The sequence below is a fragment of the Eikenella sp. NML070372 genome, assembly GCF_001648415.1.
Taxonomy (GTDB): domain Bacteria; phylum Pseudomonadota; class Gammaproteobacteria; order Burkholderiales; family Neisseriaceae; genus Eikenella; species Eikenella exigua.
Map to the genome: position 1 here is coordinate 33,759 of NZ_LXSN01000006.1, position 25,023 is coordinate 58,781.

General features: G+C 54.7%; 27 protein-coding genes and 2 pseudogenes. 17 read left to right on the forward strand and 12 right to left on the reverse strand.

Features of this window, described 5'->3' with window-relative positions:
- Nucleotides 1–197: 197 nt before the first annotated feature.
- The 9 genes from A7P97_RS07970 (at nucleotide 198) to aroA (ending at nucleotide 10,681) form a co-directional block, all read left to right on the forward strand.
- Entirely contained in the window at nucleotides 198–1,505 is a 1,308-nt protein-coding gene (locus A7P97_RS07970; protein ID WP_067529470.1) for a murein transglycosylase A, read from the forward strand.
- A gap of 230 nt (nucleotides 1,506–1,735) precedes the next feature.
- Nucleotides 1,736–3,223 (forward strand): hypothetical protein, encoded by a 1,488-nt coding sequence (locus tag A7P97_RS07975; protein WP_231865688.1) that lies wholly within the window; start codon nucleotides 1,736–1,738, stop codon nucleotides 3,221–3,223.
- A 3-nt stretch (nucleotides 3,224–3,226) separates the two neighbouring features.
- Nucleotides 3,227–4,354, forward strand: coding sequence for a hypothetical protein (locus A7P97_RS07980; RefSeq protein WP_067529379.1), 1,128 nt, complete (start codon nucleotides 3,227–3,229; stop codon nucleotides 4,352–4,354).
- 11 nt (nucleotides 4,355–4,365) lie between these two features.
- Complete coding sequence (locus A7P97_RS07985; RefSeq protein WP_064089950.1) at nucleotides 4,366–4,902, forward strand: ATP/GTP-binding protein; 537 nt, start codon at nucleotides 4,366–4,368, stop codon at nucleotides 4,900–4,902.
- A 2-nt stretch (nucleotides 4,903–4,904) separates the two neighbouring features.
- Nucleotides 4,905–5,564: a roadblock/LC7 domain-containing protein gene (locus tag A7P97_RS07990; protein WP_067441086.1), complete on the forward strand. Its 660-nt coding sequence runs from the start codon at nucleotides 4,905–4,907 to the stop codon at nucleotides 5,562–5,564.
- Nucleotides 5,565–5,583: 19 nt separating this feature from the next.
- Nucleotides 5,584–5,952 (forward strand): roadblock/LC7 domain-containing protein, encoded by a 369-nt coding sequence (locus tag A7P97_RS07995; protein ID WP_067529381.1) that lies wholly within the window; start codon nucleotides 5,584–5,586, stop codon nucleotides 5,950–5,952.
- 127 nt (nucleotides 5,953–6,079) lie between these two features.
- Nucleotides 6,080–7,435, forward strand: coding sequence for a signal recognition particle-docking protein FtsY (gene ftsY / locus A7P97_RS08000; protein WP_082887646.1), 1,356 nt, complete (start codon nucleotides 6,080–6,082; stop codon nucleotides 7,433–7,435).
- A 109-nt stretch (nucleotides 7,436–7,544) separates the two neighbouring features.
- Nucleotides 7,545–9,209: a DNA repair protein RecN gene (gene recN / locus A7P97_RS08005; RefSeq protein WP_067529385.1), complete on the forward strand. Its 1,665-nt coding sequence runs from the start codon at nucleotides 7,545–7,547 to the stop codon at nucleotides 9,207–9,209.
- Nucleotides 9,210–9,388: 179 nt separating this feature from the next.
- A complete protein-coding gene (gene aroA / locus A7P97_RS08010; protein WP_067529387.1) occupies nucleotides 9,389–10,681 on the forward strand; it encodes a 3-phosphoshikimate 1-carboxyvinyltransferase in 1,293 nt (430 codons plus the stop codon).
- Nucleotides 10,682–10,830: 149 nt separating this feature from the next.
- Here the strand turns inward: aroA and A7P97_RS08015 are convergent, their stop codons facing one another.
- Nucleotides 10,831–11,877 (reverse strand): 2,3-butanediol dehydrogenase, encoded by a 1,047-nt coding sequence (locus A7P97_RS08015; RefSeq protein ID WP_023887256.1) that lies wholly within the window; start codon nucleotides 11,875–11,877, stop codon nucleotides 10,831–10,833.
- A 156-nt stretch (nucleotides 11,878–12,033) separates the two neighbouring features.
- On the opposite strand from A7P97_RS08015, the pseudogene A7P97_RS11080 reads away from it, so the two are divergent.
- From A7P97_RS11080 to A7P97_RS08050, 8 genes and pseudogenes are all read left to right on the forward strand, one after another.
- Nucleotides 12,034–12,926 (forward strand): annotated as a pseudogene (locus tag A7P97_RS11080) (ABC transporter ATP-binding protein).
- 96 nt (nucleotides 12,927–13,022) lie between these two features.
- Entirely contained in the window at nucleotides 13,023–13,304 is a 282-nt protein-coding gene (locus A7P97_RS08025) for a hypothetical protein (RefSeq protein ID WP_067529389.1), read from the forward strand.
- Nucleotides 13,305–13,403: 99 nt separating this feature from the next.
- Nucleotides 13,404–13,664: a hypothetical protein gene (locus A7P97_RS08030; RefSeq protein ID WP_125080054.1), complete on the forward strand. Its 261-nt coding sequence runs from the start codon at nucleotides 13,404–13,406 to the stop codon at nucleotides 13,662–13,664.
- Nucleotides 13,648–13,779, forward strand: a complete 132-nt coding sequence (locus A7P97_RS10905; RefSeq protein WP_255361636.1) for a hypothetical protein — start codon at nucleotides 13,648–13,650, stop codon at nucleotides 13,777–13,779. Before A7P97_RS08030 ends, A7P97_RS10905 begins: the two co-directional genes overlap by 17 nt.
- 3 nt (nucleotides 13,780–13,782) lie before the next feature.
- Nucleotides 13,783–14,349 carry a hypothetical protein gene (locus A7P97_RS08035; RefSeq protein ID WP_067529396.1) on the forward strand — a complete coding sequence of 189 codons (567 nt, stop codon included), beginning with the start codon at nucleotides 13,783–13,785 and terminating at the stop codon, nucleotides 14,347–14,349.
- Between the two features lie 22 nt (nucleotides 14,350–14,371).
- Complete coding sequence (locus A7P97_RS10470; RefSeq protein WP_067529398.1) at nucleotides 14,372–15,055, forward strand: hypothetical protein; 684 nt, start codon at nucleotides 14,372–14,374, stop codon at nucleotides 15,053–15,055.
- Between the two features lie 533 nt (nucleotides 15,056–15,588).
- Nucleotides 15,589–15,789, forward strand: a complete 201-nt coding sequence (locus A7P97_RS08045) for a (2Fe-2S)-binding protein (protein ID WP_067441055.1) — start codon at nucleotides 15,589–15,591, stop codon at nucleotides 15,787–15,789.
- 101 nt (nucleotides 15,790–15,890) lie between these two features.
- A pseudogene (locus A7P97_RS08050) lies at nucleotides 15,891–16,392 on the forward strand (hemerythrin domain-containing protein).
- Nucleotides 16,393–16,476: 84 nt separating this feature from the next.
- Here the strand turns inward: A7P97_RS08050 and A7P97_RS10475 are convergent.
- The 11 genes from A7P97_RS10475 to A7P97_RS08095 form a co-directional block, all read right to left on the reverse strand.
- Entirely contained in the window at nucleotides 16,477–16,626 is a 150-nt protein-coding gene (locus tag A7P97_RS10475; protein WP_167738608.1) for a hypothetical protein, read from the reverse strand.
- A 50-nt stretch (nucleotides 16,627–16,676) separates the two neighbouring features.
- The gene (ftsH, locus tag A7P97_RS08055; RefSeq protein ID WP_067529399.1) at nucleotides 16,677–18,713 is read right to left on the reverse strand and encodes an ATP-dependent zinc metalloprotease FtsH; all 2,037 of its coding nucleotides are present in this window, start codon (nucleotides 18,711–18,713) and stop codon (nucleotides 16,677–16,679) included.
- A 67-nt stretch (nucleotides 18,714–18,780) separates the two neighbouring features.
- Nucleotides 18,781–19,401 carry an RlmE family RNA methyltransferase gene (locus A7P97_RS08060; protein ID WP_067529474.1) on the reverse strand — a complete coding sequence of 207 codons (621 nt, stop codon included), beginning with the start codon at nucleotides 19,399–19,401 and terminating at the stop codon, nucleotides 18,781–18,783.
- A 60-nt stretch (nucleotides 19,402–19,461) separates the two neighbouring features.
- Nucleotides 19,462–19,782, reverse strand: coding sequence for an iron-sulfur cluster assembly protein IscA (gene iscA, locus A7P97_RS08065; protein WP_049257904.1), 321 nt, complete (start codon nucleotides 19,780–19,782; stop codon nucleotides 19,462–19,464).
- A gap of 48 nt (nucleotides 19,783–19,830) precedes the next feature.
- Nucleotides 19,831–20,082: a recombinase RecA gene (locus A7P97_RS08070; RefSeq protein ID WP_067529401.1), complete on the reverse strand. Its 252-nt coding sequence runs from the start codon at nucleotides 20,080–20,082 to the stop codon at nucleotides 19,831–19,833.
- Nucleotides 20,083–20,234: 152 nt separating this feature from the next.
- Nucleotides 20,235–20,501, reverse strand: coding sequence for a DksA/TraR family C4-type zinc finger protein (locus tag A7P97_RS08075; RefSeq protein WP_067529402.1), 267 nt, complete (start codon nucleotides 20,499–20,501; stop codon nucleotides 20,235–20,237).
- Between the two features lie 2 nt (nucleotides 20,502–20,503).
- Nucleotides 20,504–20,887 carry a Fe-S cluster assembly scaffold IscU gene (iscU, locus tag A7P97_RS08080; RefSeq protein WP_067447952.1) on the reverse strand — a complete coding sequence of 128 codons (384 nt, stop codon included), beginning with the start codon at nucleotides 20,885–20,887 and terminating at the stop codon, nucleotides 20,504–20,506.
- A gap of 129 nt (nucleotides 20,888–21,016) precedes the next feature.
- On the reverse strand, nucleotides 21,017–21,160 hold the full coding sequence (locus A7P97_RS10480; RefSeq protein ID WP_185737558.1) for a hypothetical protein: 144 nt from the start codon (nucleotides 21,158–21,160) through the stop codon (nucleotides 21,017–21,019).
- A 134-nt stretch (nucleotides 21,161–21,294) separates the two neighbouring features.
- Nucleotides 21,295–22,509, reverse strand: a complete 1,215-nt coding sequence (locus A7P97_RS08085) for an IscS subfamily cysteine desulfurase (protein ID WP_067529404.1) — start codon at nucleotides 22,507–22,509, stop codon at nucleotides 21,295–21,297.
- Between the two features lie 133 nt (nucleotides 22,510–22,642).
- Nucleotides 22,643–23,062 carry an Rrf2 family transcriptional regulator gene (locus tag A7P97_RS08090; protein WP_067529405.1) on the reverse strand — a complete coding sequence of 140 codons (420 nt, stop codon included), beginning with the start codon at nucleotides 23,060–23,062 and terminating at the stop codon, nucleotides 22,643–22,645.
- Between the two features lie 147 nt (nucleotides 23,063–23,209).
- Nucleotides 23,210–24,904 (reverse strand): glutamine--tRNA ligase/YqeY domain fusion protein, encoded by a 1,695-nt coding sequence (locus A7P97_RS08095; protein ID WP_067529407.1) that lies wholly within the window; start codon nucleotides 24,902–24,904, stop codon nucleotides 23,210–23,212.
- Between the last annotated feature and the right edge of the window lie 119 nt (nucleotides 24,905–25,023).

Consider the following 25,023-nt stretch of genomic DNA (forward strand, 5'->3'; position numbering starts at 1 on the left):
TTTGTGCTTGTAAAATGATTTGCCCGACGGCTTGGGCGGGTGGTTAAATCCTGCCCGTTTGCGCCTTCAGCCGCCGTAAACGGGCAGGATTTGGCTGGAATGCACTTAAAGCGGCACGGGGCGCGCAGCGATGTTTATATATTATTTATCGATTTCTTTCAGTGGTATAAATTCAACTTCATGGAATGAAAACGGAAATGGCAGGAAAATTTCTTTCTTCTCGTAACGGCTGGCTGCTGCTGTCGGCATTGCTGCTGGGCGGCTGTTTTTTCCATAGCCGGCCTAAGCCTTCTGGCGGCGGTGTCGGCGCTATGCCGGCTTTGCCGCCCGGCCAGCGTTATGCGGAAGGCTATCAGCACCGGGTTTCAGGTAGCCCGGCGGGGTATAAGGCGGTGTCGTTTACGGCGTTGCCGCAGTGGCCGCAGCAGGATTTTGCGGCCAGCTTGAATGCGTTTCGCAAAAGCTGCACTGCTTTGAAAAACAAGCCGCAATGGCAGAATGTGTGTGCCCAGGCCGACAGGGTGGGCAGTCAGCCTGCAGCGGCTAAGCAGTTTTTCGAGCAATATTTCACGCCGTGGGAAGTGAGCCACAACGGGCAGTTGGGCGGCATGATAACCGGCTACTACGAGCCGGTGTTGCACGGTAGTGCGCGGCAAACGGCGCAGGCGCGATTCCCGATTTATGGCGTGCCCGCCGATTTGGTTACTGTGCCGCTGGCCGGTGCGCCGCAATCGGGAACGGTGCGTATCCGCCTCACCGGCAGAAACAGCGGCCAAATTGCCGCTAATGGCGAATACACGGCCAATCTGGCTGATTTCCCGGGGCGCGAGAAGAGCCGGTCTTTGAAAGGACGGGTTTCAGGTAGCCGTTTCGTGCCGTATTACACCCGTGCGCAAATCAATGCCGGCGCGGTAAACGGCAGTGCGCCGGTGTTGGCTTATGCCGATGATCCGGTTGAATTGTTTTTCCTGCATATCCAAGGCTCCGGCCGAATCCGTACGCCGGACGGCCGCTATATCCGCCTGGGGTTTGCCGATAAAAACGACCATCCCTATGCCTCCATCGGGCGTTATATGGCCGATAAAGGCTATCTGCCGCTGGCGCAAACCAGTATGCCGAAAATCCGCGATTGGCTGCGTGCACATCCGGACAAATTGGCCGAAGTGTTGGGGAAAAATCCCAGTTATGTGTTTTTCCGCCAACTGCCGGACGGCAACGACGGGCCGATTGGTTCGTTGGGTGTGCCATTGAGCGGCGGTTATTCCGGCGCGGTTGATAAACGCTTCATCACTTTGGGCGCACCGCTGTTTCTGGCCACTGCGCATCCTGAAACCGGCCATGCGCTCAACCGCCTGATTATGGCGCAAGATACCGGCAGTGCTATCAACGGCGCAGTGCGTGTGGACTTTTTTTGGGGGTATGGCGATGAGGCAGGAAGGGTGGCCGGCCGCATGAAGCAGACAGGCTATGTTTGGTTGTTGTTGCCCAACGGGGTGTTGCTGTGAAAATTGCCTATCAGTTATTGCCTGCTGGGAGGAGAACAAAGATACGCTGTCGGTGTGCAACCCCTTCCTTTTTGGTGGCGGTTTTCGTGAATCCGTTTGAATAGAACGTGTAAATTAATATATACTTTAGGCTGAATTTTCAACATTTGTATTTGGAAAGACGTAATAAGAGAAGTAGGATGAATATTTTCATTCAATTATGTTTAGGGAGGGTGGGATAAATGGATCTGATGATTCTGATTCCGCTATTGGTGGTTTTAGCCGGCTTGATTTTTGTTCAACGCCGCCAGAAACAGCAGGCAAAAGCCGCTGTTGATGAAGAGAAAAAAGGCAGAAGTAAGCGTGCTGCCGCTAGGGTGGCCAGCAAGAAATCGGCTCCAGCGGCAGATCGACAGTCTGTAGCCGCTTCGTTATCCGAGCCTGAAGAGGTTGAAGTGAGCGAAGACTGGGGTTGGGAAGCTGTACCTGATGTGGAAGTGGAAGAGGCTGCCAATGTGTCGCAGGAAGTGGATGCACTGACGGAATATAAAGTCTATAAGCAATTCGGTTACCACGAAAAAGCTGCCGAATCGCTGTCTCAATATCTAACTTCTGGCTCGGTAGTCGTGAGCGACGGTATGCGCAGCTCTTTAGTTAATGAGCTGGTGCAGCTGTGGCTGGATGCTAAAAAGCCGGATGAATTGGCCGAAACTTTGCGCCAGTTCGGCAACCTGCTCACCAAAGCACAAACCGAGGACTATATCAAACAAGGTTTGGCTGTAGATAAAAACAACCTTAATCTACGCGTGTTGGCTGAAGAAGTACTGGGCTGGGGTGTGCAGCAAACCTCTGCCGAAATCGGCGAACGCAGCGGGCTGGATGCTCCGGCGCAAAGCAAGCAGAAAAGCCGTCGTGCGGTTGCAGAAGTCGAGAACGAGCAGAAAGTGGCAGATTCAGCTCCCACCCAATCCCGCAAAGAGTTGGTGACCAATTCCAAATATGCTGGTGCTATTCTTGTGCACGATGAAGAAAAAGCCGCTCTGATGGGCTTTATGGAGCCTGAATCTGGCTATCGCCTGATGAAGGACAGGCTTGCCTATGATGCGGCAGTCAGCTATGCCAATAAGGCTATCCGCCAAGCTAACAAACCGGCTGCATTGATTATTGATGCGCTGAGTTTGGATTATAAAAATCAAAATATCGACCGATTTGCCCAACATCTTTGGCAGCTCTACTACACATTAGGCCAATATGGCCGCCAAGTGAAGGAAAGGATGCTGGGCTGGGGTCTCAACCTAGGTGAACACCCTATCTTTACTCAGTTGGAAGCTAATCCGAATGAGGCTCAATTGCGCGAAATCGGGATTGCCAACGGTTTCTTGGATCGAGGCACCAGTACCCAAAAAGCGCACCGCAAACCCCTTATTAGAACACGTACTGATGATGTCAGCGTAAAACACACGCCGGCAGAGAAAGTGTTGCGTGATGTCGAATCGTTATTGATGTACGGTCAGCTGGATGAAGCAATGAATTTGCTGGAAGAGTCGATTTTGGAATACCCCAGCGAATCGCAGCTGTATATCACGCTGTTCGATATTTGCGAACGTGCGGAAGAGTGGGAGCGCTTGGAGCAGGTATTGCATAAGATACGTGCCAATATCCAGCATCCGCCAGAGGAGGTAGTATTGGCAATGAGCCAGTTGCTACAAAAAATCAACTACGGTTCTGTTCGGACATAATAAATGACTAATAACGCAATCCCCCAAGTGAAGACGGTTCACATTATGCTGTTGGGCATGGATGAGCGCCAATATGCGATGTTCCGCATGGCATTCAAAATGCACGGCATCACCAATTATGAACTGGTTACGGTGGAGCAGGGTATTCAGCCGGATATGGTATTGGCCGATGCCGATACCGATGTAGAGATTTGGAAAGATGCAAAAAACCAGTTTCCAGATGCGAAAGTGGTGTATTTCTCCAGTTCTCCGCCTCCGGTAACCGCTCCTTATTTGGCCAAACCAATTAAGTTCGATACTCTGTTTTTGAACTTGAAGAACTTGCAACAGGGTAATGGTATTTGGGTAGCTAGTAGTAGTGGCAGCTCAGCTGCTCATGTTTCTAGACAGGCAACACAAGAGACTGAACCAGCAGCCACACAATCTCATTCAGCCAACATTACTATCGAACATTTTGATGAAGACAGCGGCTTGTTGGGCGAAGTGCGCAAAGCAGCCAAGCAGGATAACGATGTGGCAGTGATGCACAATGGTAAGCCTGTGCTGTTGGTGTTCCCTTCTGTTCAGAAAGTGTTGCTGGCAACCGATTCTGAAACACTCCAATCTTTGTGTGAGCAAAAATTTGTTGATTTGCAGACACGAGTAATCACAGAAGAACATTTGAAGGCTAAGGCCAAACTCTCCATCAGCGCTTGCTTGTGGCAGCTGGCTATTTGGACAGGTAATGGCCGTTTTCCCAAAGTCATCAACAAAAATACAGTATTCAAAGTTCGCAACTGGCCAAACCTGACTCGTTTGGCACCGCTTGCCGAATCAATGCGCCTATCTGCCTTCTTAACCAAGGCTTCAGGTAGCCTGACTATCCTGCACAAGCTGATGCTTATCGATAACAAAGATTTGGCTGATTATCTTACTGCAGTCTATGTTACCGACCATCTGATTGTGGAATCAGCTGGACAAACTGAGCCTCAAACTACTGGAGCAGGGCAAGCTAGGGCTGCCGCCCAAACGCAAACTATACAGCGTCCGGAGAGAGTTCATGCCGGAGCACATGAAGATAGTGGCGATGAAGAAGTGCCGAAACAGCGCGGACTGCTGCAACGTTTGATGAATAAAATTATTGGCCGATAAAGGAATATAACATGGCAGAGAATAAGATTATTTTTACAGGCCCGGTCGGCGTGGGGAAAACTACCGCTATTGCTGCACTGTCAGACGACCCACCGATTAAGACCGATGCCCGTGCATCTGATATGACTACCTCCATGAAAAGCCACACCACCGTGGCCATGGACTACGGTGTGATTCACTTAGATGAGAATACCAAGGTGCATTTGTACGGCACGCCTGGGCAGGAACGTTTTGATTTCATGTGGGACATTTTGAGCCAAGGCAGTATGGGCTTGGTGTTGCTGTTGGATAATACCCGGTCCAATCCTTTGAAAGACCTGAAATTCTTCTTGGATTCGTTTAGTGATTTGCTCAAAACCGCACCTGTGGTTGTGGGTGTAACCAAGATGGATTTGAAAGCCACGCCCGGTATCGAGGTGTATCAGAAATACCTGCTGCAATACGGCATGAACGTGCCGGTATTTGAAATTGATGCGCGGAATGAAAACGATGTGAAACAGCTGGTTACTGCGATGCTGTATTCAATTGATCCTGGTTTAGAGGTATAAAAATGGATTCGACACTACTTTTGCAGCCTAATCTATACCCACGAGTAACTCCCGCTGGCGCATACTATGCGGTTTCCAATAAAGGCCAAAGCGCTAGCCGTACTCTGCTGGGCGGTATTCTGCAGGCTGGCGAGCAGGAAACTGTCGGCCGGGAAAATTTATTGCGTTGGGCGCAAACCAACGATATTGATGCCGCACTTAACTTGTTGTACCGTATGCAGCGTTTGGAATTTTTGTATGGTGAAGACGAGCCAGACAAAAAAACCGATTTGCTCAGCGGCACCGGCCTGCCCAATATCCTGACGCACCTCTCTGATGTGCAGAAGGCATTATTGGTAGATCAAGACGGTTTCTATTTTTCCAGCTCCGGTTTCAACCACGAAGCTGCTGAAGAAATCGCAGTGTTGGCCAGTGAAGCCGTGCGCTTGTATGAACAGCATAGCCTCTTGATTAAGAACAACCTGAATATCTACCACAATGCAGTGGGCATTTGTGATCCGTCAGGCCAGAGCGAGCTGACTTTCTTCCCGCTGTATATCGGTGATTTGAAATTTATCCTGGTTACTGGCGGCGTACCGCAGCTGCATAAAGATGAATTTGTATCTTTAGTGCGGGCGCTGTATCAAATCGTTGATTCTGCTAACCAGATTGAAGCACTCTAAATTATTGGGAAAACACGATATGCAACAACAATTAGTTTCTTCCGTATTGAGCGATTTGAACAGCTCGTCTGTTGATATTACCGCTTCCGCTGTTATTTCCAGTGACGGCTTGCCGATTGCCTCTATACTCCAGGCCAATATTGACCCGGATCGTGTGGGTGCTATGTCTGCCGCGTTGCTGGCCTTGGGCAACCGTACCACCAAAGAGCTACTATGTGGCGAATTGGAGCAGGTGATTGTGAAAGGCACCGATGGCTACATCCTGCTGATTCAAGCCGGTGAAGACACTGTATTGGTAGTAACTGCCCGAGAAAGTGCCAAACTAGGCTTGATCTTGCTCGACGCCCGCCGTGCCGCACGCAGCATTGTAGATTTGGAAAGCAGCTAAACGCCTATCCGACACGCAATGAGTGCCGCACGCCAGGCTACCTGAAAATACAGCCAATCTGTTTCAGGTAGCCTTTGTTCCATTGCCGGTTGGTAAACCGGTTTGTTTATGGAGTATAACCAACCAGATGGTATTTGGATTTTTTAAAAAACGCAAAGCGCAACCAACTGCCCCGCAACAGAAAGCTGAGTTAGTGCAGGCCGTTGAAGAAGCAGTTCGACCAGATGAGGTTGCGGCACAATCTGCCCCAAAAACAGCAGAGCAATCCGCTGCCCCAACATTTGCTGCTGAAATTTCTGTTGCCGAATCGAAATCGACTGACTTGCCCAACAAAACATTGGTGCATAAAACTGCAGCTACAGAGGTAGCGAATGCTGAAGCACCGCTCGTGCAACCGGAAGTCTTGGCTGAACAATCCATTGCCACGGCTGAAGAAGTTGCTTCGATCGATGAATATGCCTCTGATGAGCAGTCAACCAACGAACTAGCATTCAGTGAACAGGAAGCCGCTGAACTGGCTGCTTCATCAATTGCAGAAGCAATCACTACCGAACCTTCGCCTGAACAGTCCGCCTCGCTCGGCTGGGCCGACCGACTCAGACAAGGCTTGAGCAAATCGCGCCAGCAAATGGCCAAGTCGCTGGCCGGTGTGTTTGGCGGCGGCAAGATAGACGAAGACCTGTATGAAGAGTTGGAAACTGTGTTGCTCACCAGCGATATGGGCATTGAAGCCACTGATCATTTGATGGAAGAAGTACGCCAGCGCGTGAGCCTGCGCGGCCTGAAAGACGGTGAAGAACTACGCGGTGCATTGAAAGATGCCATCTACGAGCTGATTAAACCGTTGGAGCAGCCATTGGCTCTGCCGGCAGACAAACGGCCGTTTGTGATTATGCTCGCCGGCATCAACGGTGCGGGCAAAACCACTTCCATCGGCAAGCTGGCCAAATATTTCCAAGCCCAGGGTAAAAGCGTGCTATTGGCCGCCGGCGATACTTTCCGTGCTGCTGCCCGCGAGCAGTTGGCCGAATGGGGCGAGCGCAACGGCGTTACCGTGATTTCCCAAGCTTCTGGCGATTCTGCTGCTGTCTGCTTCGATGCCGTGGAAGCCGCCAAGGCGCGCGGTATCGACATCGTGCTGGCCGACACCGCCGGCCGCTTGCCCACGCAAACCCATTTGATGGAAGAAATCAAAAAAGTGAAGCGCGTGTTGCAGAAATCCATGCCCGACGCGCCGCATGAGATCGTGGTGGTGCTGGATGCCAATATCGGCCAAAACGCCGTGAACCAAGTGATTGCTTTCGATGATGCATTGGGGCTCACCGGCCTCATCGTGACCAAGCTCGACGGCACGGCCAAAGGCGGCGTGCTGGCTGCGCTGGCCAGCCGCCGCCCCGTACCGGTGCGCTTTATCGGCGTGGGCGAAGGTATCGACGACTTGCGCCCGTTCAACACCCGCGAGTTTGTAGACGCATTGCTGTAATCCCAAGATACACAGCAAAAGGCTACCTGAAAAACCGTTTTCAGGTAGCCTCTCGGTTTTCAGGTAGCCTGTTATATAATCCGTCTCACCTTTTTCTTTCGAGAACACCATGCTGCTTGCCCTCTCTTTGCGCGATTTTGTGATTGTTGAGCAACTCCATTTGGATTTTCAGCCCGGCTTTACCGTGCTCACTGGCGAAACCGGCGCGGGCAAATCCATTACGCTCGATGCACTCAGCCTGCTGCTCGGCGATAAGGCCGACTACAGCCAAATCCGCCACGGCTGCCCCGAAGCGCAGCTTTCCGCCCTGTTCGACTTGAGCGGCCTGCCCGAATTGCGCGCCGAACTCTGCGAACAAGGCCTGCTCGGTGCAGACGAGGTCGAGCTTTCCATCCGCCGCACCATCGACAGCAAAGGCCGCAGCCGCAGCTTCATCAACAATCAGGCCGCCACCTTGGCCCAACTGCGCCAAATCGGCAGCCGCCTGGTGGACATCCACGGACAAAGCGCGCACCACTCGCTCAACAGCGAAGCCGTGCAGCGCGATCTGCTGGACGCTTTTGCCAACAGCAAACCCTTGGCCGAACAAGTGCAAGCCGCCTATCGGCAATGGCGGCAGGCGCAGGAGGATTTGGCCACCGCCGAGGCCGAGGGCGAGCGTTTGGCCGAAGAGCGCGAACGGCTGGCCTGGCAGGTGGGCGAAATGGAAAAACTTGCCCCGGTGGAAGGCGAATGGGCGCAGCTTTCGCAAAGCTACGACAGCCTGGCGCATGCTGCTGAGCTGTTGCAGGCTGCCGAAGAAGTGGCCACCCACATCGACGGCGACAGCGGCCTGCACAGCCTGGCCGGGCGCTGCCGCCGCCAGCTGGAAAGCCTCTCCGGCATCGAGCCGCGTTTTGCCGAAAGCCTAGAAATGCTCGACAGCATCGAGGCCGAGCTGGGCGAAATCAGCAGCCACATGCACAGCGTGGCCGCCCGTGCCGAAATCAACCCCGCCGAATTGGCCGCGCAGGAAGAGCGTATGGCCGAACTGATGTCTGCCGCCCGCCGCCACCGCATCGAGCCAGAAGAGCTGCCTGCCCGCCTGGCGCAGCTGCAGCAGGATTTGGCCGATTCCGAAGCCGCCGCCGACATCGAAGCCCTGCGCGAACAAGTGCGCCTGGCCGAAGCCGCCTATCGGCAGCCCGCGCGCGAGCTGTCCGCCCAAAGGCAGCAGGCCGCCGCCAAACTGGCCGAAGAAACCACCGAACACATGCAGCAGCTTTCCATGCGCGGCGCACGTTTCCACATCGAGCTCATTCCATGCGAAGCGCAGGCATACGGGCTGGAGCAGGTGCAGTTTCAGGTAGCCGCCAACCAAGGCAGCCCCTTGCGGCCGTTGAACAAAGTTGCTTCCGGCGGCGAACTGGCCCGCATCAGCCTGGCCCTGCAGGTAACCGCCAGCCAATACACGCAGATTCCCACCCTGATTTTCGACGAAGTGGATAGTGGCATCGGCGGCGGCGTGGCCGAAACCGTTGGCCGTGCCCTGCGCACGTTGGGGCGGCAGCACCAAGTGCTCGCCGTTACCCACCTGCCGCAAGTGGCCGCCTGCGGCGTGCAGCATTGGCAGGTGAGCAAACACAGCGGCGGCGGGCAAACCGTGAGCACCATCCGCGAGCTCGAAGGCAGTGCGCGCGTCGAAGAAATCGCCCGCATGCTCGGCGGCGAAACCCTCACCGACACCACCCGCCGCCATGCCGCCGAAATGCTGGAAATGGCGGCGGCAGAGTAGGGCGGTTGTTTCAGGTAGCCTTTAGACCAAGAAAGAGGCTACCTGAAAAATCAACCAGCCAAAATTTTAGGTAGCCCGAAAACACAAAAACAAAAGGCTACCTGAAAGCAGCCATTCCACTATAAAACCAGCTGCCTGTTGGCAGCCAGCTTCCCACTCTATCCCAAGCTCATCCCATCATGACCGATTCCCTCTATCTACCCGCCGCCCGCCTGCGCCCTGCCGCCATCACATTGCCCGGCTCTAAAAGCATCAGCAACCGCACCCTGCTGTTGGCCGCCCTGTCCGACAACGCCTGCCGCATTGAAAACCTGCTCGACGCCGACGACACCCGCCATATGCTCGTTGCGCTGCAAAGCCTTGGCGTCCGCATCGAACATCATGGCGGCAGCAGCTACAACGTACACGGCTGCGGCGGCCGTTTCCCGCAGCGGCAGGCCGATTTGTTCCTCGGCAACGCCGGCACCGCCTTCCGTCCGCTTACCGCCGCCCTGGCTCTGCTTGGCGGCGATTACCGCCTGCACGGCGTGGCGCGGATGCACGAACGCCCCATCGGCGATTTGGTCGATTCCCTGCGCCAAGCCGGGGCAACTATCCGCTACGAAGGCTGGGAAGGCTATCCGCCGCTGCACATCAACAAGCGGCAGGCCGGCGGCCAGAGCCGCATTACCGTGCGCGGCAACGTGTCCAGCCAATTCCTCACCGCCCTCCTGATGGCTTTGCCGCTCACCGGCCAGGCGCACGAAATCGAAGTGCAGGGCGAGCTGATTTCCAAACCCTATATCGACATTACACTCAAACTGATGGCACAATTCGGCGTTCAGGTAGCCCACGACAGCCACCGCCTGTTCAGGCTACCTGAAAGCGCCCGCTACCATGCTCCGGCCACTCTCCATGTGGAAGGCGATGCCTCCGGCGCATCTTATTTCCTCGCCGCCGGCCTGCTTGCCGCTGCCCCCGTGCGCGTGAACGGCATCGGGCGGCACAGTATCCAGGGCGATACCGCGTTTGCCGCCGAGCTGGAAAAAATCGGCGCCGCCGTGGAGTGGGGCGAAAATTATATTCAGGTAGCCCGCCGCCCCGACCAGTGCATCCGCTCCTTCGATTTGGATGCCAACCATATTCCCGACGCAGCAATGACCCTGGCCGTGGTGGCTCTTGCGGCTGGCGCGCGTTGCAGCCTGCGCAACATCGGCTCGTGGCGCGTGAAAGAAACCGACCGCATCGCCGCTATGGCCGCCGAACTGCGCAAACTCGGCGCACGGGTGGAAGAGGAAGCCGAAGCCATCCACATCACCCCGCCGCCCCGCATGGCCGCCAACGCCCGCATCGACACCTACGACGACCACCGCATGGCCATGTGCTTCTCGCTGGTTTCCCTGCTCGGCGTGCCTGTATATATCAACGACCCGCAATGCGTGAACAAAACCTTTCCCGATTATTTCCAATTGTTTGGATCCATGTGGGCGTAAGGGCTATTTGAGATTCCGCAGGGTATATTTAATGCCTGCACGCCACCGCACCGAAGGCTACCTGAAATCCATTTTTCAGGTAGCCTTTCACACAAAACCGCCCGCAAGTTTCCCTGCGGGCGGCTGTTCGGTTTAAGCCAACTGTGCGCTTAGTTCGGAGACACCAAAATCTTCACTTGGCTCTTCTCTTTCACCAAGGCTTCAAAGCCTTCGCTCACGATGTCTTGCAGCTTGATGCGTTTGGTAACCAGCTTGTCTTTCGGGAAGTAGCCTTGTTCCATCAGTTGCAGCACGGCCGGGAAAATATCGCGGTAGGCGATGATACCTTTCACGGTTTTTTCCTTGATCACGATTTCGTTCGGGTGGATGGAAGCTTCGTTTTCCCAGATACTTACGATCACGCATTCGCCGTCGTTTTCCACGGCTTCGATGGCCTGTTTCAGCACGGGGGCGACGCCGGTTACTTCAAACGATACGTTCACACCGCCGTCGGTTTCGGCTTTGATGTGTTCCACCACGTTTACTTTGGAGGGATCGATGACCACGGCACCCAGTTCGCGGGCTTTTTCCTGACGCTCAGGAGAAAGCTCGATGGCGTAGATGGTGGTTGCGCCGGCAGCGCGCAGGGCTTCGATGGTGAGCAGGCCGATGGGGCCGCAGCCGAATACGGCAGCGGTGTCGCCGGCTTTGAGTTTGCTCTGGCGCACGGCATACAGAGCCACAGCGGCAGGCTCGGTGAGCGCACCTTGTTCGTAGTCGATGCTGTCGGGCAATTTGTGGCACAATTCGCCGTCTACCACGCAGTAGCTGGTGAAGCCACCGTCGGCAGCCAGGCCGACGAAGCCGAGATTTTTGTCGAGGTTGTATTTGCCTTTGAGGCCGTCTTTGGCCAAAATCGGCTCAACGGTTACGCGGTCGCCCACTTTCACGTTGGTTACGCCAGCGCCCACTTCCACGATTTCACCGGCAAATTCGTGGCCGAGCGTGAGCGGGGCTTTGCGGCCGGAATAGGGATGCTCTTTCTCTACCGGGATAAAGATAGGGCCGCCGAGGTATTCGTGCAGGTCGCTGCCGCAGATGCCGGTGTATTTCACAGCGATTTTCACTTGTGACGGGCGTGTGATTTCGGGAACGGCTACGTCTTCCACGCGGATGTCGCGACGGCCGTACCATCTTGCAGCTTTCATTGTACTCATATCAGTATCCTTTGAGGTCGAGTTGAGAAGGAGAACCGATTGTAGAAACTTTAGGAGGCAGTTTCAAGCGAATTTGGGCTATTATTCTGATTTATTTTTCAGGTAGCCGAACACAACGGCCGGTTGTCGTTGCTTTGGCTTAAAAGTTAGAAATTTATGATTGAAATACAGGAAATTACCTATCGCTACCCGCAGGCGCAGGAAAATGCGCTCAACGGCGTGAGCCTGCCGATAGTCGAAGGGGCAGCGCTGGGCCTGCTCGGCCCCAACGGCGCGGGCAAAACCACGCTGATGTCGCTTTTGGCCGGGCTGTTGCCGGTGCAGGGCGGACAGATTTTGTTTGACGGCGTGCCGCTGGGCAGGCTGCCGGCTAAAGAGCGGCAGCGTATTTCGCTGGTGCCGCAGGATTTTGCTTTTTATCCCTTGCTCTCGGTGTGGGACAATATGCGCTTTTTCGCCGCGCTGTATGCAGTGCGCGACGAAGGCTACCTGAAAACCCTGCTGGAGCAGGCCGGCCTGGCTGCACACCGCGCCAAGTTGGCCAAACACCTCTCCGGCGGCCTGAAGCGGCGCTTAAACTTCGCCATAGGCCTCATCAACCGCCCCAAGCTGATTTTTTAGACGAAATCACCGTGGGCATCGACCCCGAATCGCGCCGCTTTATTTTGGATAGCGTGGCCGCGCTCACGCAGCAGGGCATCACGGTGGTGTACACCTCGCATTATTTGCAGGAAATCGAGCTGTTGTGCCGCGATATTGCGCTGCTGCAAGGCGGGCGGCTGGTGTATCACGGCGGCTTGCATGAGGTGCTGCGCCAAGGCGGGCAATCTGGTCTGGCCCTGCGCACCGTGCCGCCGCTGCCCGATGCCGAGCTGGCCGCGTTGCAAGGCCGCCGTGCCGCCGACGGTACCCTGCATTTCGATACCGATACGCCCGCCGAATTGCTGGCCGCGCTGCAAGATAAAGGCTACGCCGCCGAAGCCTGCCGTTTCGGCTTTGCTTCGCTGGAAAGCTTTTATTTGGACTTTTTGGCCAAACAGGCTACCTGAAAAGAAAGCGGCCGCCCGCAAGCAAGGGCTACCTGAAAACAACAAACATCATATAATTAACCATATGCAACCATCCTTCCCCGCGAGACCGGCCTCATGTTAGCCGCCGCCATTGCCAAAGAACTCAAGCTGCTCAGCCACGACCTGCACGGCGTGGCCGTGCTGTTTGTGATGCCGATTCTGTTTATGCTGATTATGTCGGCCGCTTTGAGCAGCAGCCGGGAAAACCTCAATCCCGACGCGCAAATCGTGCTGCTCGGCAAACCCGACAGCCAGCTCAACCAACAGTTTCTGCAAGCCCTGCAAAACGAGAAGCTGAAAGTGCAGCTGGTCGATGAAAGCCGCCTGGCCGATTTTCAGGTAGCCTTAAGGGTGTAACCATGAACCCTAAAATCGCCCACCTCCAACAACGCAACGCCCAAGTTCGCTTGCGGCAGCGCTATTCCTTTTTAAACATTGCCGATATCCAATCCACAGATGGCGACATTGCCCACCAGTTTGTCGACAAGCGGTATCTACCGCACCGCCCACCCGGCTGCCGTTGCGTTCCCGTTCCATCAAAACGGCATCATCGACCGCCCGCTCCGCCAAGCCCAGCACCAAGCCGCCCGCGTCGAAATGCTGTGCCGGGTACGCGCCTTGCTTGCCGATACGGCGTGGATAAGCTTAAGCGAAAACGGCTTCGGCTTCTGGGCGCGCATTTCCCGCCTTGCAGGCCGCTTTGGATCATTGGTTTGAACAACACGACGATTTCGCGCTGTATCTTGAAAACGGCTATGCGTTGGCCATCCATGAGGCGGAGTATGAATGGGAATTGCTGGAAACGCCGGGCAGACCGCTTGAGGCTACCTGAAAAATGAACACCGCAAACACTCCATCCCGAGCCGCCTATTTGTGCGGCAGCAGCTATTGGTGCGCACAAGGGCAGGGCAGCCGCCCGTTCGGGCTACCTGAAACCTCATTCTTGCCGCCCACCCTTCGCACCGCCCAAGGCCTAGGGCAGCCGCGCGAGCTGCCGTATTTCGCCGCCTTCCCCGCCGCTCCGGCCACGCTGGCGCAGTTGTGCGGCTGGATTGAGGCCGAAATCCGCCAAGCCGCTGCTGAGGCTGGCTGGGATGCAGACAACCTGGCCGGTATTCCCGTGTTCATCGGTTCTACCTCCTATGTGATGTCCGACCGCGAAGCCGAGCCGGCTGCCAGCCCCGAAGAAGAACGCTATACTCTGTGTGAAATCGCAGGCTACCTGAAAAACTGTTTGCACAGCCCTAACATATTCAGCTTCGCCACCTCTTGCACCGCCGCTGCCCAAGCCCTGCTCGCTGCCCCCCTGCACGGTCAGCTGCTACCAAACGGCAGCTATCTGAACTATTTCCTCGGCTTCGGCGGCAGCCATTGCGCCTGGGTGTTGGATTGGCAGGGTTAAGGCTACCTGAAAAGTATATTTGATGATGTCGAATCCATTGCACCCAAGCCAAACACTGGCCTATCTCCAAGCCACCGCCCGCTTTATCGCCGAGCCGCAGCAGCCCGATGGCGAGCTGCGACGCCTTTTGCGCGAGCAATACGGCATCGATGCACGCCGTCTGAGCCGTTTCACCCTGCTTACCCTGCTCGGCGCCTCGCCGTTCAGTTCTCCTTCCCGCATGGCCGCGATGCAGCAGAAACTTGCCGCCTGCCAGCCCTCGCCGCTCGACTTCATGGCCAACCTCCACAATGCCGCCACTTTCCAGCTGGCGCAAATCCTCGGCAGCAGCGGAAACAGCGTGTTTCTTGCCGCCTATGCCGACGATTACCTCAGCCCACTGTATGCCGCCCTGAATGAAATGCTTGCTATGCCGCAGCAAACCGTGCTGCTGGGCTGGATCTACGAGCAGGCAGGGCAGGGGGAGCAGGAAGGCAGCGTGTGGTGGCAAGTTTCAGGTAGCCTGCCACCCCAGTGGCACGGCTGGCGGATAAGTACCGCTGCAATCAATCACACCATCACCGCCATGCCGCACCAATTTGCCTTTCTGCCTGCGGCATTGGTCTTGGAAGAGCAGCTGTACGGCCGGGGCCGGCTTCTGCTGCCGCCACACGGCATCTGGCCAGCATTGCAAATAGGGACACTTTCTGCCAGCAAGATAGAGTAGTTGAACTGATTAGAGACATTCCCGAACACCGCCTGTCTGTCAGCACACACAGCGTGATTGTGGATATATACGGATAAAGATGGGTGTGAAATTGAATTCGTGGGCGGAAACGGCGAAATCTTGGCCTTGCCCGTTTTAAACGGGCAGGCAGATTCTGAGCCGGAGTAGGGGGGATATATAGCCCATCATTACACAGAGAATAGTGGGTAAAGCTCATCCTGCCAACATAATAAGGCTACCTGAAAGCTCCAGCTTCTACGAAGCTAAATTTCAGGTAGCCTTTTATGTTAGTTTGGCCAAATAGCAGAGAAGGTTTGTAGCAGCCAGAAAGGCCATAGCTGAAGCACTCATACAAGGCGAGCCAACGCAGTAGGATAGAGAAGTGCTTTAGCTATATACCTAAGGCTACAACTGCAACTTTTCCCTGCCCTCCCATTTACGTAAAAACCTATTGCCATACTAAATTAGTTTCCATTACTATACACCAATAATACTGATTATCAATAGAACAACTATTTTTAAGGGGCACACTCATGTTTGTTTGTGTTTGTAATGCCATTTCCGACCGCCAGATTCAAGAAACCGTTGCCGCCGGAGCCACCAGCCTTACTGACCTGCAAAACGCCTTGGGCGTGGCCACCTGCTGCGGCTGCTGCGCCGATTTGGCCGTTTCCTACCTAGGCAACCACAGCGATAACCATCAGGCTGCTGCTGGCAAAAACAATCTGCAATAGCCGCAGTTTTGCCACCGCGCACTCAACCCTGCCCGCACATTGACACTGCTGCCGTATTACGGCAGCATTTTGCTTTTCAGGTAGCTTCAACAATACACATCATGGACTTATTCAACACCCACTCCGTTACCTTCGAGCAGCCAACCGCCATGCTGCGCGCCTGCCATGGCAAAGTAAAACGCTTCTGCAGCCAGCTGCACGCCCTGCCCGACTATCTGCAACAGCACGGCTACAACTGTAGCTGAGCAAGCCGTTACCCAAATCTGTCACTATTCCAACGTAGCCGCTCTTCTACACCACCAAGACGAAGAAGAAGATTTCTTTCCCCTACTGCTGCAATACACCCCTGAAGCCAAGGCGCTGATCCAAGAATTGGAAAGCGAACACCAATCCCTGCACAGCAGCTGGGATTTGCTCAACCAACACCTGGCCTCCCTCGCCGACGGCACGCCGCCCAACCCCGAGCTCATCACCCGCTTCACTGCCGGCTACGACTTCCATATTCCGCGCGAAGAGCAGCTGTTCGACCTAGGCGACCAAAAAATCCCTGAAGCCGAACTGCACATCATCGGCAAGCGCATGGCCGCCAGGCGGCAAGGGTAAGGGCTGAGTACCGTTCGGCAGTAAGATTAAAAAGGCTACCTGAAACTTTCAGGTAGCCTTCTTTATCAAAAGAACCAACCAAACTTAGCTGCCACAAACGCCACAGCAACCGCTTTCGGTGGTTTCGCCGTTGTTGTTGTCGGCATTGTTGAGCACCTTCAGCTCGGTATCATCCTGCACTTGCGGTGCATTGTTATCGGCGGATTCGGGCTGGAGGTTTTCGTTTTGGCTCATTGTTTTTCCTTTCATCGGATGTGTTGGCAGGAAAATAATACACCGTGATTTTAAAGCTGTTTGTCGGCAGCGGCCTCTTGCTGCTCCGATTCTTCTGCAGCCTGTGCGTTCAGCGGAACGGCAGCTTGGTCTTGCTCGGCAGCCTCATCTGCCAAAGCCGGAGCGGGTTCGGCAAGAGGCTGGTCAGTTTCGCCTGCATCTGTTGCCTCAGCGCTGCCGGCATCGGCGTCGTTGCCGCCACGCACATTGTGGCTGTAGTCTTTCGGCGGACTGGGCTGCTTGCCTTCCATGATCTCCAGCACTTGATCGCGATCGATGGTTTCCCATTCTATCAATGCCTTACACATGGTTTCCATTTTATCGCGATTTTCATCCAAAATTTTATAGGCCACCGCATATTGTTCGTCCAGAATGCGGCGGATTTCAGCATCCACGTCCTGCTGAGTTTTCTCGGAAATATGCTGTGAGCGGGTAATGCTGCGGCCAAGGAACACTTCGCCTTCGTTTTCGGCATATACCATCACACCCATTTTTTCGCTCATGCCATAACGCGTTACCATTTCGCGCGCTATCTGCGTGGCGCGTTCGAAATCGTTGGACGCACCGGTGGAAATGCGGCCGACAAAAATATCTTCGGCAATACGCCCGCCAAACAGGATAGCCAGCTGGCTGAGCATTTGGTCTTTATACATCGAAATGCGGTCGCGCTCCGGCAGCTGCCAGGTCAAGCCCAGCGCACGGCCGCGCGGCATAATGGTTACTTTATGCACCGGATCGGTAAACGGCAGGCTCTCGGCCACGATGGCATGGCCGGCTTCGTGATAAGCGGTGGCACGTTTTTCGTCCTCATGCATCACCATGCTGCGCCGCTCGGGGCCCATATAGATTTTGTCTTTGGCATCTTCAAAGTCGCTCTGATCAACCTTGATTTTATTGCGGCGGCCGGCAAACAGTGCAGCCTCATTCACCAAGTTAGCCAAATCCGCACCGGAAAAACCGGGTGTGCCGCGCGCCAGCGACACCAAATCCACCGAAGCATCCAGTGGCACTCTCTTGGCGTGCACTTTCAAAATCTGTTCGCGGCCGCGGATATCAGGCAACGGCACCACCACTTGGCGGTCGAAACGGCCGGGGCGCTGCAAGGCTGGGTCGAGTACATCCGGGCGATTGGTGGCAGCAATCACGATAACCGTTTGATTGCTTTCAAAACCATCCATCTCCACCAGCAGCTGGTTCAAAGTCTGTTCGCGTTCATCGTTGCCGCCACCCAAACCGGCACCACGCTGGCGGCCCACGGCATCGATTTCATCGATAAAGATGATACAGGGCGCATTTTTCTTAGCCTGCTCAAACATATCGCGCACGCGGGAAGCGCCCACGCCCACAAACATTTCCACAAAGTCCGAGCCGGATATGCTGAAAAATGGCACGCCTGCTTCGCCGGCAATCGCCTTGGCTAACAAAGTTTTACCTGTACCCGGGCTGCCGGCCAGCAAAATTCCGCGCGGCACACGGCCACCCAAGCTCTGATAGCGGTTTGGCGCTTGGAGGTAATCCACGATTTCCTGCACTTCTTCTTTCGCCTCGTCGCAACCGGCCACATCGGCGAAGGTTACGCGGTTGGCATCTTTATCCAGCAGCCGAGCACGGCTTTTGCCGAAGGAAAACGCCCCGCCTTTGCCCCCGCCGCCGTTTTGCATGCGCAAAAAGTAAAACCAAGCGCCAATCAGCAACAGCACCGGCAAGAGGCTGGTGAAGAAAATATTGCTCCACAGGCCGGGTTTTTCTTCGGGGATGTATCGGAAATCAACGTTCTTGTCCTGCAGCATCGTCAGGAGTTTGTCGTCCATCGGCGCATTGGTATAGAACTTGGATTTGTCGGTGCGCTCACCTTTAATCACATAACCGCTCAGCAGCGTGCCTTCAATATCCACCTTGGCCACTTCGCCTTTGTTTACCTGCTGGATAAACTGCGAATAGTTGATCAGCTGTTTGTCTTCCCTCTTGCCCAGCAACGTTTGGGCCGAGGCAAGCAGCACCCCGGCTAGAAACAGCCAAACCAAAATCGTCCTAACGGTGTTACGCACGGTAACAAGCTCCTAACTATATAAATGCCACAAATAAAAAACAGATGATAACCAGTACCTTGCCGATTTACCGATTACTCCTGCCCAGCAGATACACTTCGCTGGAACGGCTGCGCGAGGCCTTGGGCTTGCGCACCTGCACTTGGGCAAACACCCCGCGCATGGCCTGCATATATTCCTGAAATCCCGCGCCCTGGAACACTTTCACCAGCATATTGCCGCCGGTTTTCAGATGCTCGGCGGCAAAATCCAGCGCCAGCTCGCACAAAACATAGCTGCGCGCCTGGTCGGTTACCGCATTGCCCGACATATTGGGTGCCATATCGCAAATTACAAGGTCTAGCGCGCGGCCTTCGAGCAAGTTTTCCAACTCCTCCAGCACCTCGTTTTCGCGGAAATCGCCTTGGATAAACGATACGCCCACAATCGGCTCCATCGGCAAAATATCCAATGCAAACACCCTGCCCTGCGACCCCGCCAGCTTAACCGCCACCTGCGACCAGCTGCCCGGCGCGCTGCCCAAATCGGCCAACACAGTGCCATTTTTAATCAACTTGTCTTTATCGTTGATTTCCAGTAATTTGTATGCCGCCCGGGCACGATAGCCGTCTTTCTGCGCCTGATGCACATAGGGGTCGTTCACGTGCTCGTTCAGCCAGCTTTTGGAGGATTTGGAACGGGTTGCCATCATCAATCCCAATCAAAGAAACGGCCGCATTGTAGCCTTCTGATGCGCTAATCCAAGGGCTCAAACATTAAAGCTTTCGCCGCAACCGCATTCGTTTTTCACGTTCGGGTTGGCGAATTTGAAGCCTTCCTGCAAGCCTTCTTTGGTGAAGTCCAGCTCGGTGCCGTCGAGATAGATATGGCTTTTCGGATCAACCAATACTTTCACGCCGTGCCCTTCAAACACCAAATCATCGGGCAGGATTTCATCGGCAAATTCCAGCGTGTAGGCCATGCCGGAGCAGCCGCTGGTTTTCACGCCGATGCGGATGCCTTCGCCTTTGCCGCGCTTGGTAAGGAAGCTGCGGATGTGTTCGGCAGCGTTGGGTGTGAGTGTAATCATGGGGTTTCCTTTGTTTTAGGTTCTTAAGAGGCTACCTGAAAAACAATATCAGGTTTTCAGGTAGCCTTTTTGTCGGTTTACCGCCCAGGCAATGGCGGCGACTACAGCAGCTTTGGCCTGTGGGCTATTTTTCCAGCAAGTGCTGCCGGTGAGCGCCGCGCTCTGCTCTAATATATCGGCAGCATCAGCGACGGCCAGTTTGGCCACATCGTCCAAACTCATTTGCTGCAAGCGTTGCAGTACGGTTTTGCCAATGCCTTTTTCGGCGAGCAGGGATTGGGTTTCTTCTAGGGTAAACATAGGTTTGTTCCGTATTGGTGTCGGCAGGTTTTTTGGGGCAGGCTACCTGAAAACCGTCATCAGACAGTAAAACGATCATACACGGCATCGATGCCCGAGCAGGCGCGTTGTCAGGAAACTCGGTTGCTATGAAACCATCAGTTTCAGGTAGCCTATTTCAGCTGGCTGTCCTTGCTGTCGCGCCGATTGTAGGCGGAGCGGAATTGCTGCTGTTTGTCGGCCTCTTCTTGGCAGGTAATGCACAACTGCACGCCGGGCAGGGCACGGCGGCGGGCTTCGGGAATGGGTTCGCCGCATTCGGTGCATTCACAGGCGCTTTCGCCGGAGGGCAAATGTCGCCGGGCGGCGGCTAATGCATCGTCTAAATTGGCATCAATTTGCGCCTGTTCCGCGCCGTCGGGCGCCCAGCCACCGGCCATAGTTATACGCCTTTTTTCTTTTTATAATCGGCCACGGCGGCTTTCACTGCGTCTTCCGCCAAAATCGAGCAGTGGATTTTCACGGGCGGCAATTCCAATTCTTCGGCAATTTCGCTGTTTTTAATCGCCAGCGCGTCGTCCAGGCTTTTGCCTTTCACCCATTCGGTAATCAGGCTGGACGAGGCAATGGCCGAGCCGCAACCGTAGGTTTTGAATTTCGCATCTTCGATGATGCCTTGATCGTTCACTTTGATTTGCAGGCGCATCACGTCGCCGCAGGCGGGCGCACCCACCATGCCGGTGCCAACGTTGTTGTCGTCTTTATCAAGCGTGCCGACGTTGCGCGGATTTTCGTAGTGGTCAATAACTTTATCGCTGTATGCCATGATGTGTTTCCTTATTAAAAATTATGATGGTTTGTGATTGGATTAAGGCTACCTGAAAACGGAGTTTCTGCGAAGCTAAAGTTCTAGTTTCAACGAAATTAAAACGGGCAAAACAGATTCCTGCGAAGCTCAAATGGGGCGGCTAAATTTTGCACGCACCGCCTTCACAGCCGTCATCGTTGTTTTCAGGATCAGTGCCGCCTTCCACGGTGATACCATCGAAGTCTTCGAGTGGGCATCCAAATTATCAAGGTCTAGTTCTTGGTCGTTCATGGTTGTGTTCTTCAAAGTTTAATGTGGAATTAAGGCTACCTGAAAAAAGGATTTTGCTATTGTTGGGTTTTTAACCCAACCTACTTGCTAGGATTGGTAGATAAATCTCAGCCAGCCTTCTCTTTGAGAGCAAATCAATGTTCTGCCCACTCTACCGTACTCAAATCAATTCCTTCCTTAAACATCTCCCACAGCGGAGAAAGCTCGCGCAGTTTGCCGATTTTGGATTTAATCAGTTCTGCTGCAAACTGCACTTCTTCTTCGGTGGTCATGCGGCCGAAGGTGATGCGCAGAGATGAGTGCGCCAGTTCGTCGTTGCGGCCGAGCGCGCGCAGGACGTAGCTGGGTTCGAGCGAGGCGGAGGTACAGGCGGAGCCGCTGGATACAGCAAGTTCTTTCACCGCCATAATCAGGCTTTCGCCTTCGACAAAGTTGAAGCTGACGTTCAGGTTGTTCGGGGCGCGGTGTTCGAGGTCGCCGTTGATATAGACTTCTTCGATGCCTTCGATGCCTTTGAGGAAAATGTCGCGCAGTTTGGTGTAGTGCGCCATATCTTGCGCGAGTTCTTCTTTGGCGATGCGGAAGGCTTCGCCCATGCCGACGATTTGGTGGGTGGGCAGGGTGCCGCTACGGAAGCCGCGTTCATGGCCGCCACCGTGCATTTGGGCTGCGAGGCGGACGCGGGGTTTGCGGCGGACGTATAGTGCGCCGATGCCTTTGGGGCCGTACACTTTGTGTCCGGACATGGACAGTAAGTCGATTTTGGCGGCTTCAACGTTCACAGGTATTTTGCCGCAGGCTTGGGCGGCATCGACGTGGAAGATGATTTTTTGTTCACGGCAGATTTCTCCGATGGCGGGGATATCTTGAACCACGCCGATTTCGTTGTTCACCCACATCACGGAAATCAGGATGGTGTCGGGTCGGATGACAGCTTTGAGTTCGTCCAAATCGATCAGGCCGTTTTCTTGTACGCCGAGGTAGGTGACTTCAAAACCTTGGCGTTCGAGGTCGCGCATGGTGTCGAGCACGGCTTTGTGTTCGGTTTTGACGGTGATGAGGTGTTTGCCTTTGGATTTATAGAAGTTTGCCGCGCCTTTGATGGCGAGGTTGTCGGACTCAGTCGCGCCGCTGGTGAAGACGATTTCTTTGGGGTCGGCGTTAATCAGGGCGGCGATGTTGGCACGGGCTTTTTCAACAGCTTCTTCCGCCGTCCAGCCGAATGTGTGGCTGTTGGAGGCGGGGTTGCCGAAGATGTCGCTCAAATAGGGAATCATTTTTTCGGCCACGCGTTTGTCTACGGGGCAGGTGGCGGCGTAGTCGAGATAGATGGGGGTTTGTTTGGCCATGATTTTCTCTGTTTGGTATGTGGTTGTGTAATTAATTCATAGCGGAAGCGCATTTCCAAAGCGGCTGGCTTACCCCCGCAGAAAGAAATAAGTGCCTTAGCTATAGTGGATATGGGTAAGGCCGATGGCGGCATCATGACAGGTAGTGGCTATGCCTTTTATCAAGCACATCTTGCAGGGAAATGCTGTTCAGGTAGCCTTGGATGGTTTGGTTGAGGTTCTCCCATAAATCATGCGTGAGGCAGAGCGCGCCTTTATGGCAGTTGGTTTGGCCACCGCAGCGGGTGGCATCCAGCTTGTCTTCGGCGGCGTAGATGATTTCGGCAATGTTAATACTACCGGGCTGGCGGCTGAGCAGATAACCACCGCCGGGCCCACGCACGCTTTCTACCAGCCCGGCGCGGCGCAGTTTGCCGAAAAGCTGTTCGAGGTACGATAAGGAAATATTCTGCCGTCCGCTGATAGCATTGAGGCTGACGGGGTTTTCGCACCCGTGCAGCGCTAAATCGAGCATGGCGGTTACGGCAAAACGGCCTTTGGTGGTTAATTTCATAGGACTATGGCCTTGTTGCATCAAGGGATACGAATTTTCCAATACCCAAGTGATTTAGTCAAGTATAGACACCTTCCGGCATGAAAGCAGGCTACCGGAAAACCTGGTCTAAGCGTTTTCAGGTAGCCTTTGCATCCGGTGCAGGGATTATTGGGCTTTCGCCTGCCAAGTGTCGCGCAAACCCACCGTTTTGTTAAACATGGGCTTGCCTTTTGCATGGTCTTTGCGGTCGGTAACGAAATAGCCCAGCCGTTCGAACTGCCAACGGCTCTCCGCAGGCAAATCGTTGGCAGCGGCTTCAACGTATGCGGTGATTTCTTTAGCCGATTCTGGGTTGAGGAAATCGGTAAACGGCAGGGATGCACCGTCTTCGCCGCGCACGGCATCGGGGCGGGGTTCGGTGAACAGGCGGTCGTACAGGCGCACGGTGGCGGGCACGGCGTGTTCGGCGGAAAGCCAGTGGATAACGCCTTTCACTTTGCGGCCTTCGGGGGTTTTGCCCAAGGTGTCGTAATCCAAGCTGCATTTGAGTTCGACGATGTTGTCACTGGCGTCTTTCACCACTTCGTCGCACTTCATCACATAACTATAGCGCAGGCGCACTTCGCCGCCGGGTGTGAGGCGTTTCCAGCCTTTGGGCGGGTTTTCGCTGAAATCGTCGGCTTCGATATAGAGCGTGGACGAAATCGGCAGTTCGCGGCTGCCCATGTCTTCGCGGTTCGGGTGATAGGGCGCGGTGCGGCTTTCGGCTTGGGCTGCATTGTAGTTGGTAAGCGTTACCTTGATCGGATTCAACACGGCCATCATGCGCGGGGCGGAGTTTTCCAGTTCTTCACGGATTGCGCCTTCCAACACGCTCATATCAACGATATTTTCCGATTTGGAAATACCGGCGCGTTTGGCAAACAGGCGCAGGCCTTCGGGCGTGTAGCCGCGGCGGCGCATGCCGGAAATCGTCGGCATACGCGGGTCGTCCCAGCCGGAAACGTGGCCTTCTGAAACCAGTTGATTCAGCTTGCGCTTGGAGGTGATGGAATACAACAGTTCCAAACGGGAAAACTCATATTGGCGCGGACGGGTGGCGTGCGGCGCGGGGATGTTGTCCAACACCCAATCGTAAAGCGGGCGGTGGTCTTCAAACTCGAGCGTACACAAGGAGTGCGTGATGCCTTCGATGGCATCGGAAATGCAATGCGTGTAGTCGTACATCGGGTAGATGCACCATTTATCACCGGTGTTGTGGTGATGGGCGCGGCGGATGCGGTAGATGACGGGGTCGCGCATATTGATGTTGCCTGATGCCATGTCGATTTTCAGGCGCAGGGTTTTGCTGCCGTCGGGGAATTCGCCGTTTTTCATGCGCGTGAACAAGTCGAGGTTTTCTTCCACGCTGCGGTCGCGGTAAGGGCTGTTTTTGCCCGCTTCGGTGAGCGTGCCGCGGTATTCGCGGATTTGTTCCGGCGTTAAATCATCCACATAGGCTTTGCCGTCTTTGATTAAGCCGACGGCGTAGTCGTAAAGCTGGTCGAAATAGTTGGAAGCGAAACGCGGCTCGCCCGCCCAATGGAACCCGAGCCACTCAACATCTTCTTTGATGGCGTTGACGTATTCGTCGTTTTCTTTTTCGGGGTTGGTATCATCGAAACGCAGGTTGCACAGGCCGTCGTAAATATACGCCAAACCGAAATTCAGGCAGATGGATTTGGCGTGGCCGATGTGCAGGTAGCCGTTGGGTTCGGGCGGGAAGCGGGTTTGGATGGCGCTGTGTTTGCCGCTTTTTAAGTCTTCTTCGATGATGGTGCGGATGAAATGGTTGTCGGCGAATTGGTCTTTATTAAGCATGGTTTGGGCTACCTGAAAATAATGATGGTCGGGCGGATTTTACCTGAAAGCGCGGGCGGCTGTCAGATACGGCGTTGGCTAAAATTTTTCAGGTAGCCTTTGATAACGCAGAGGCTACC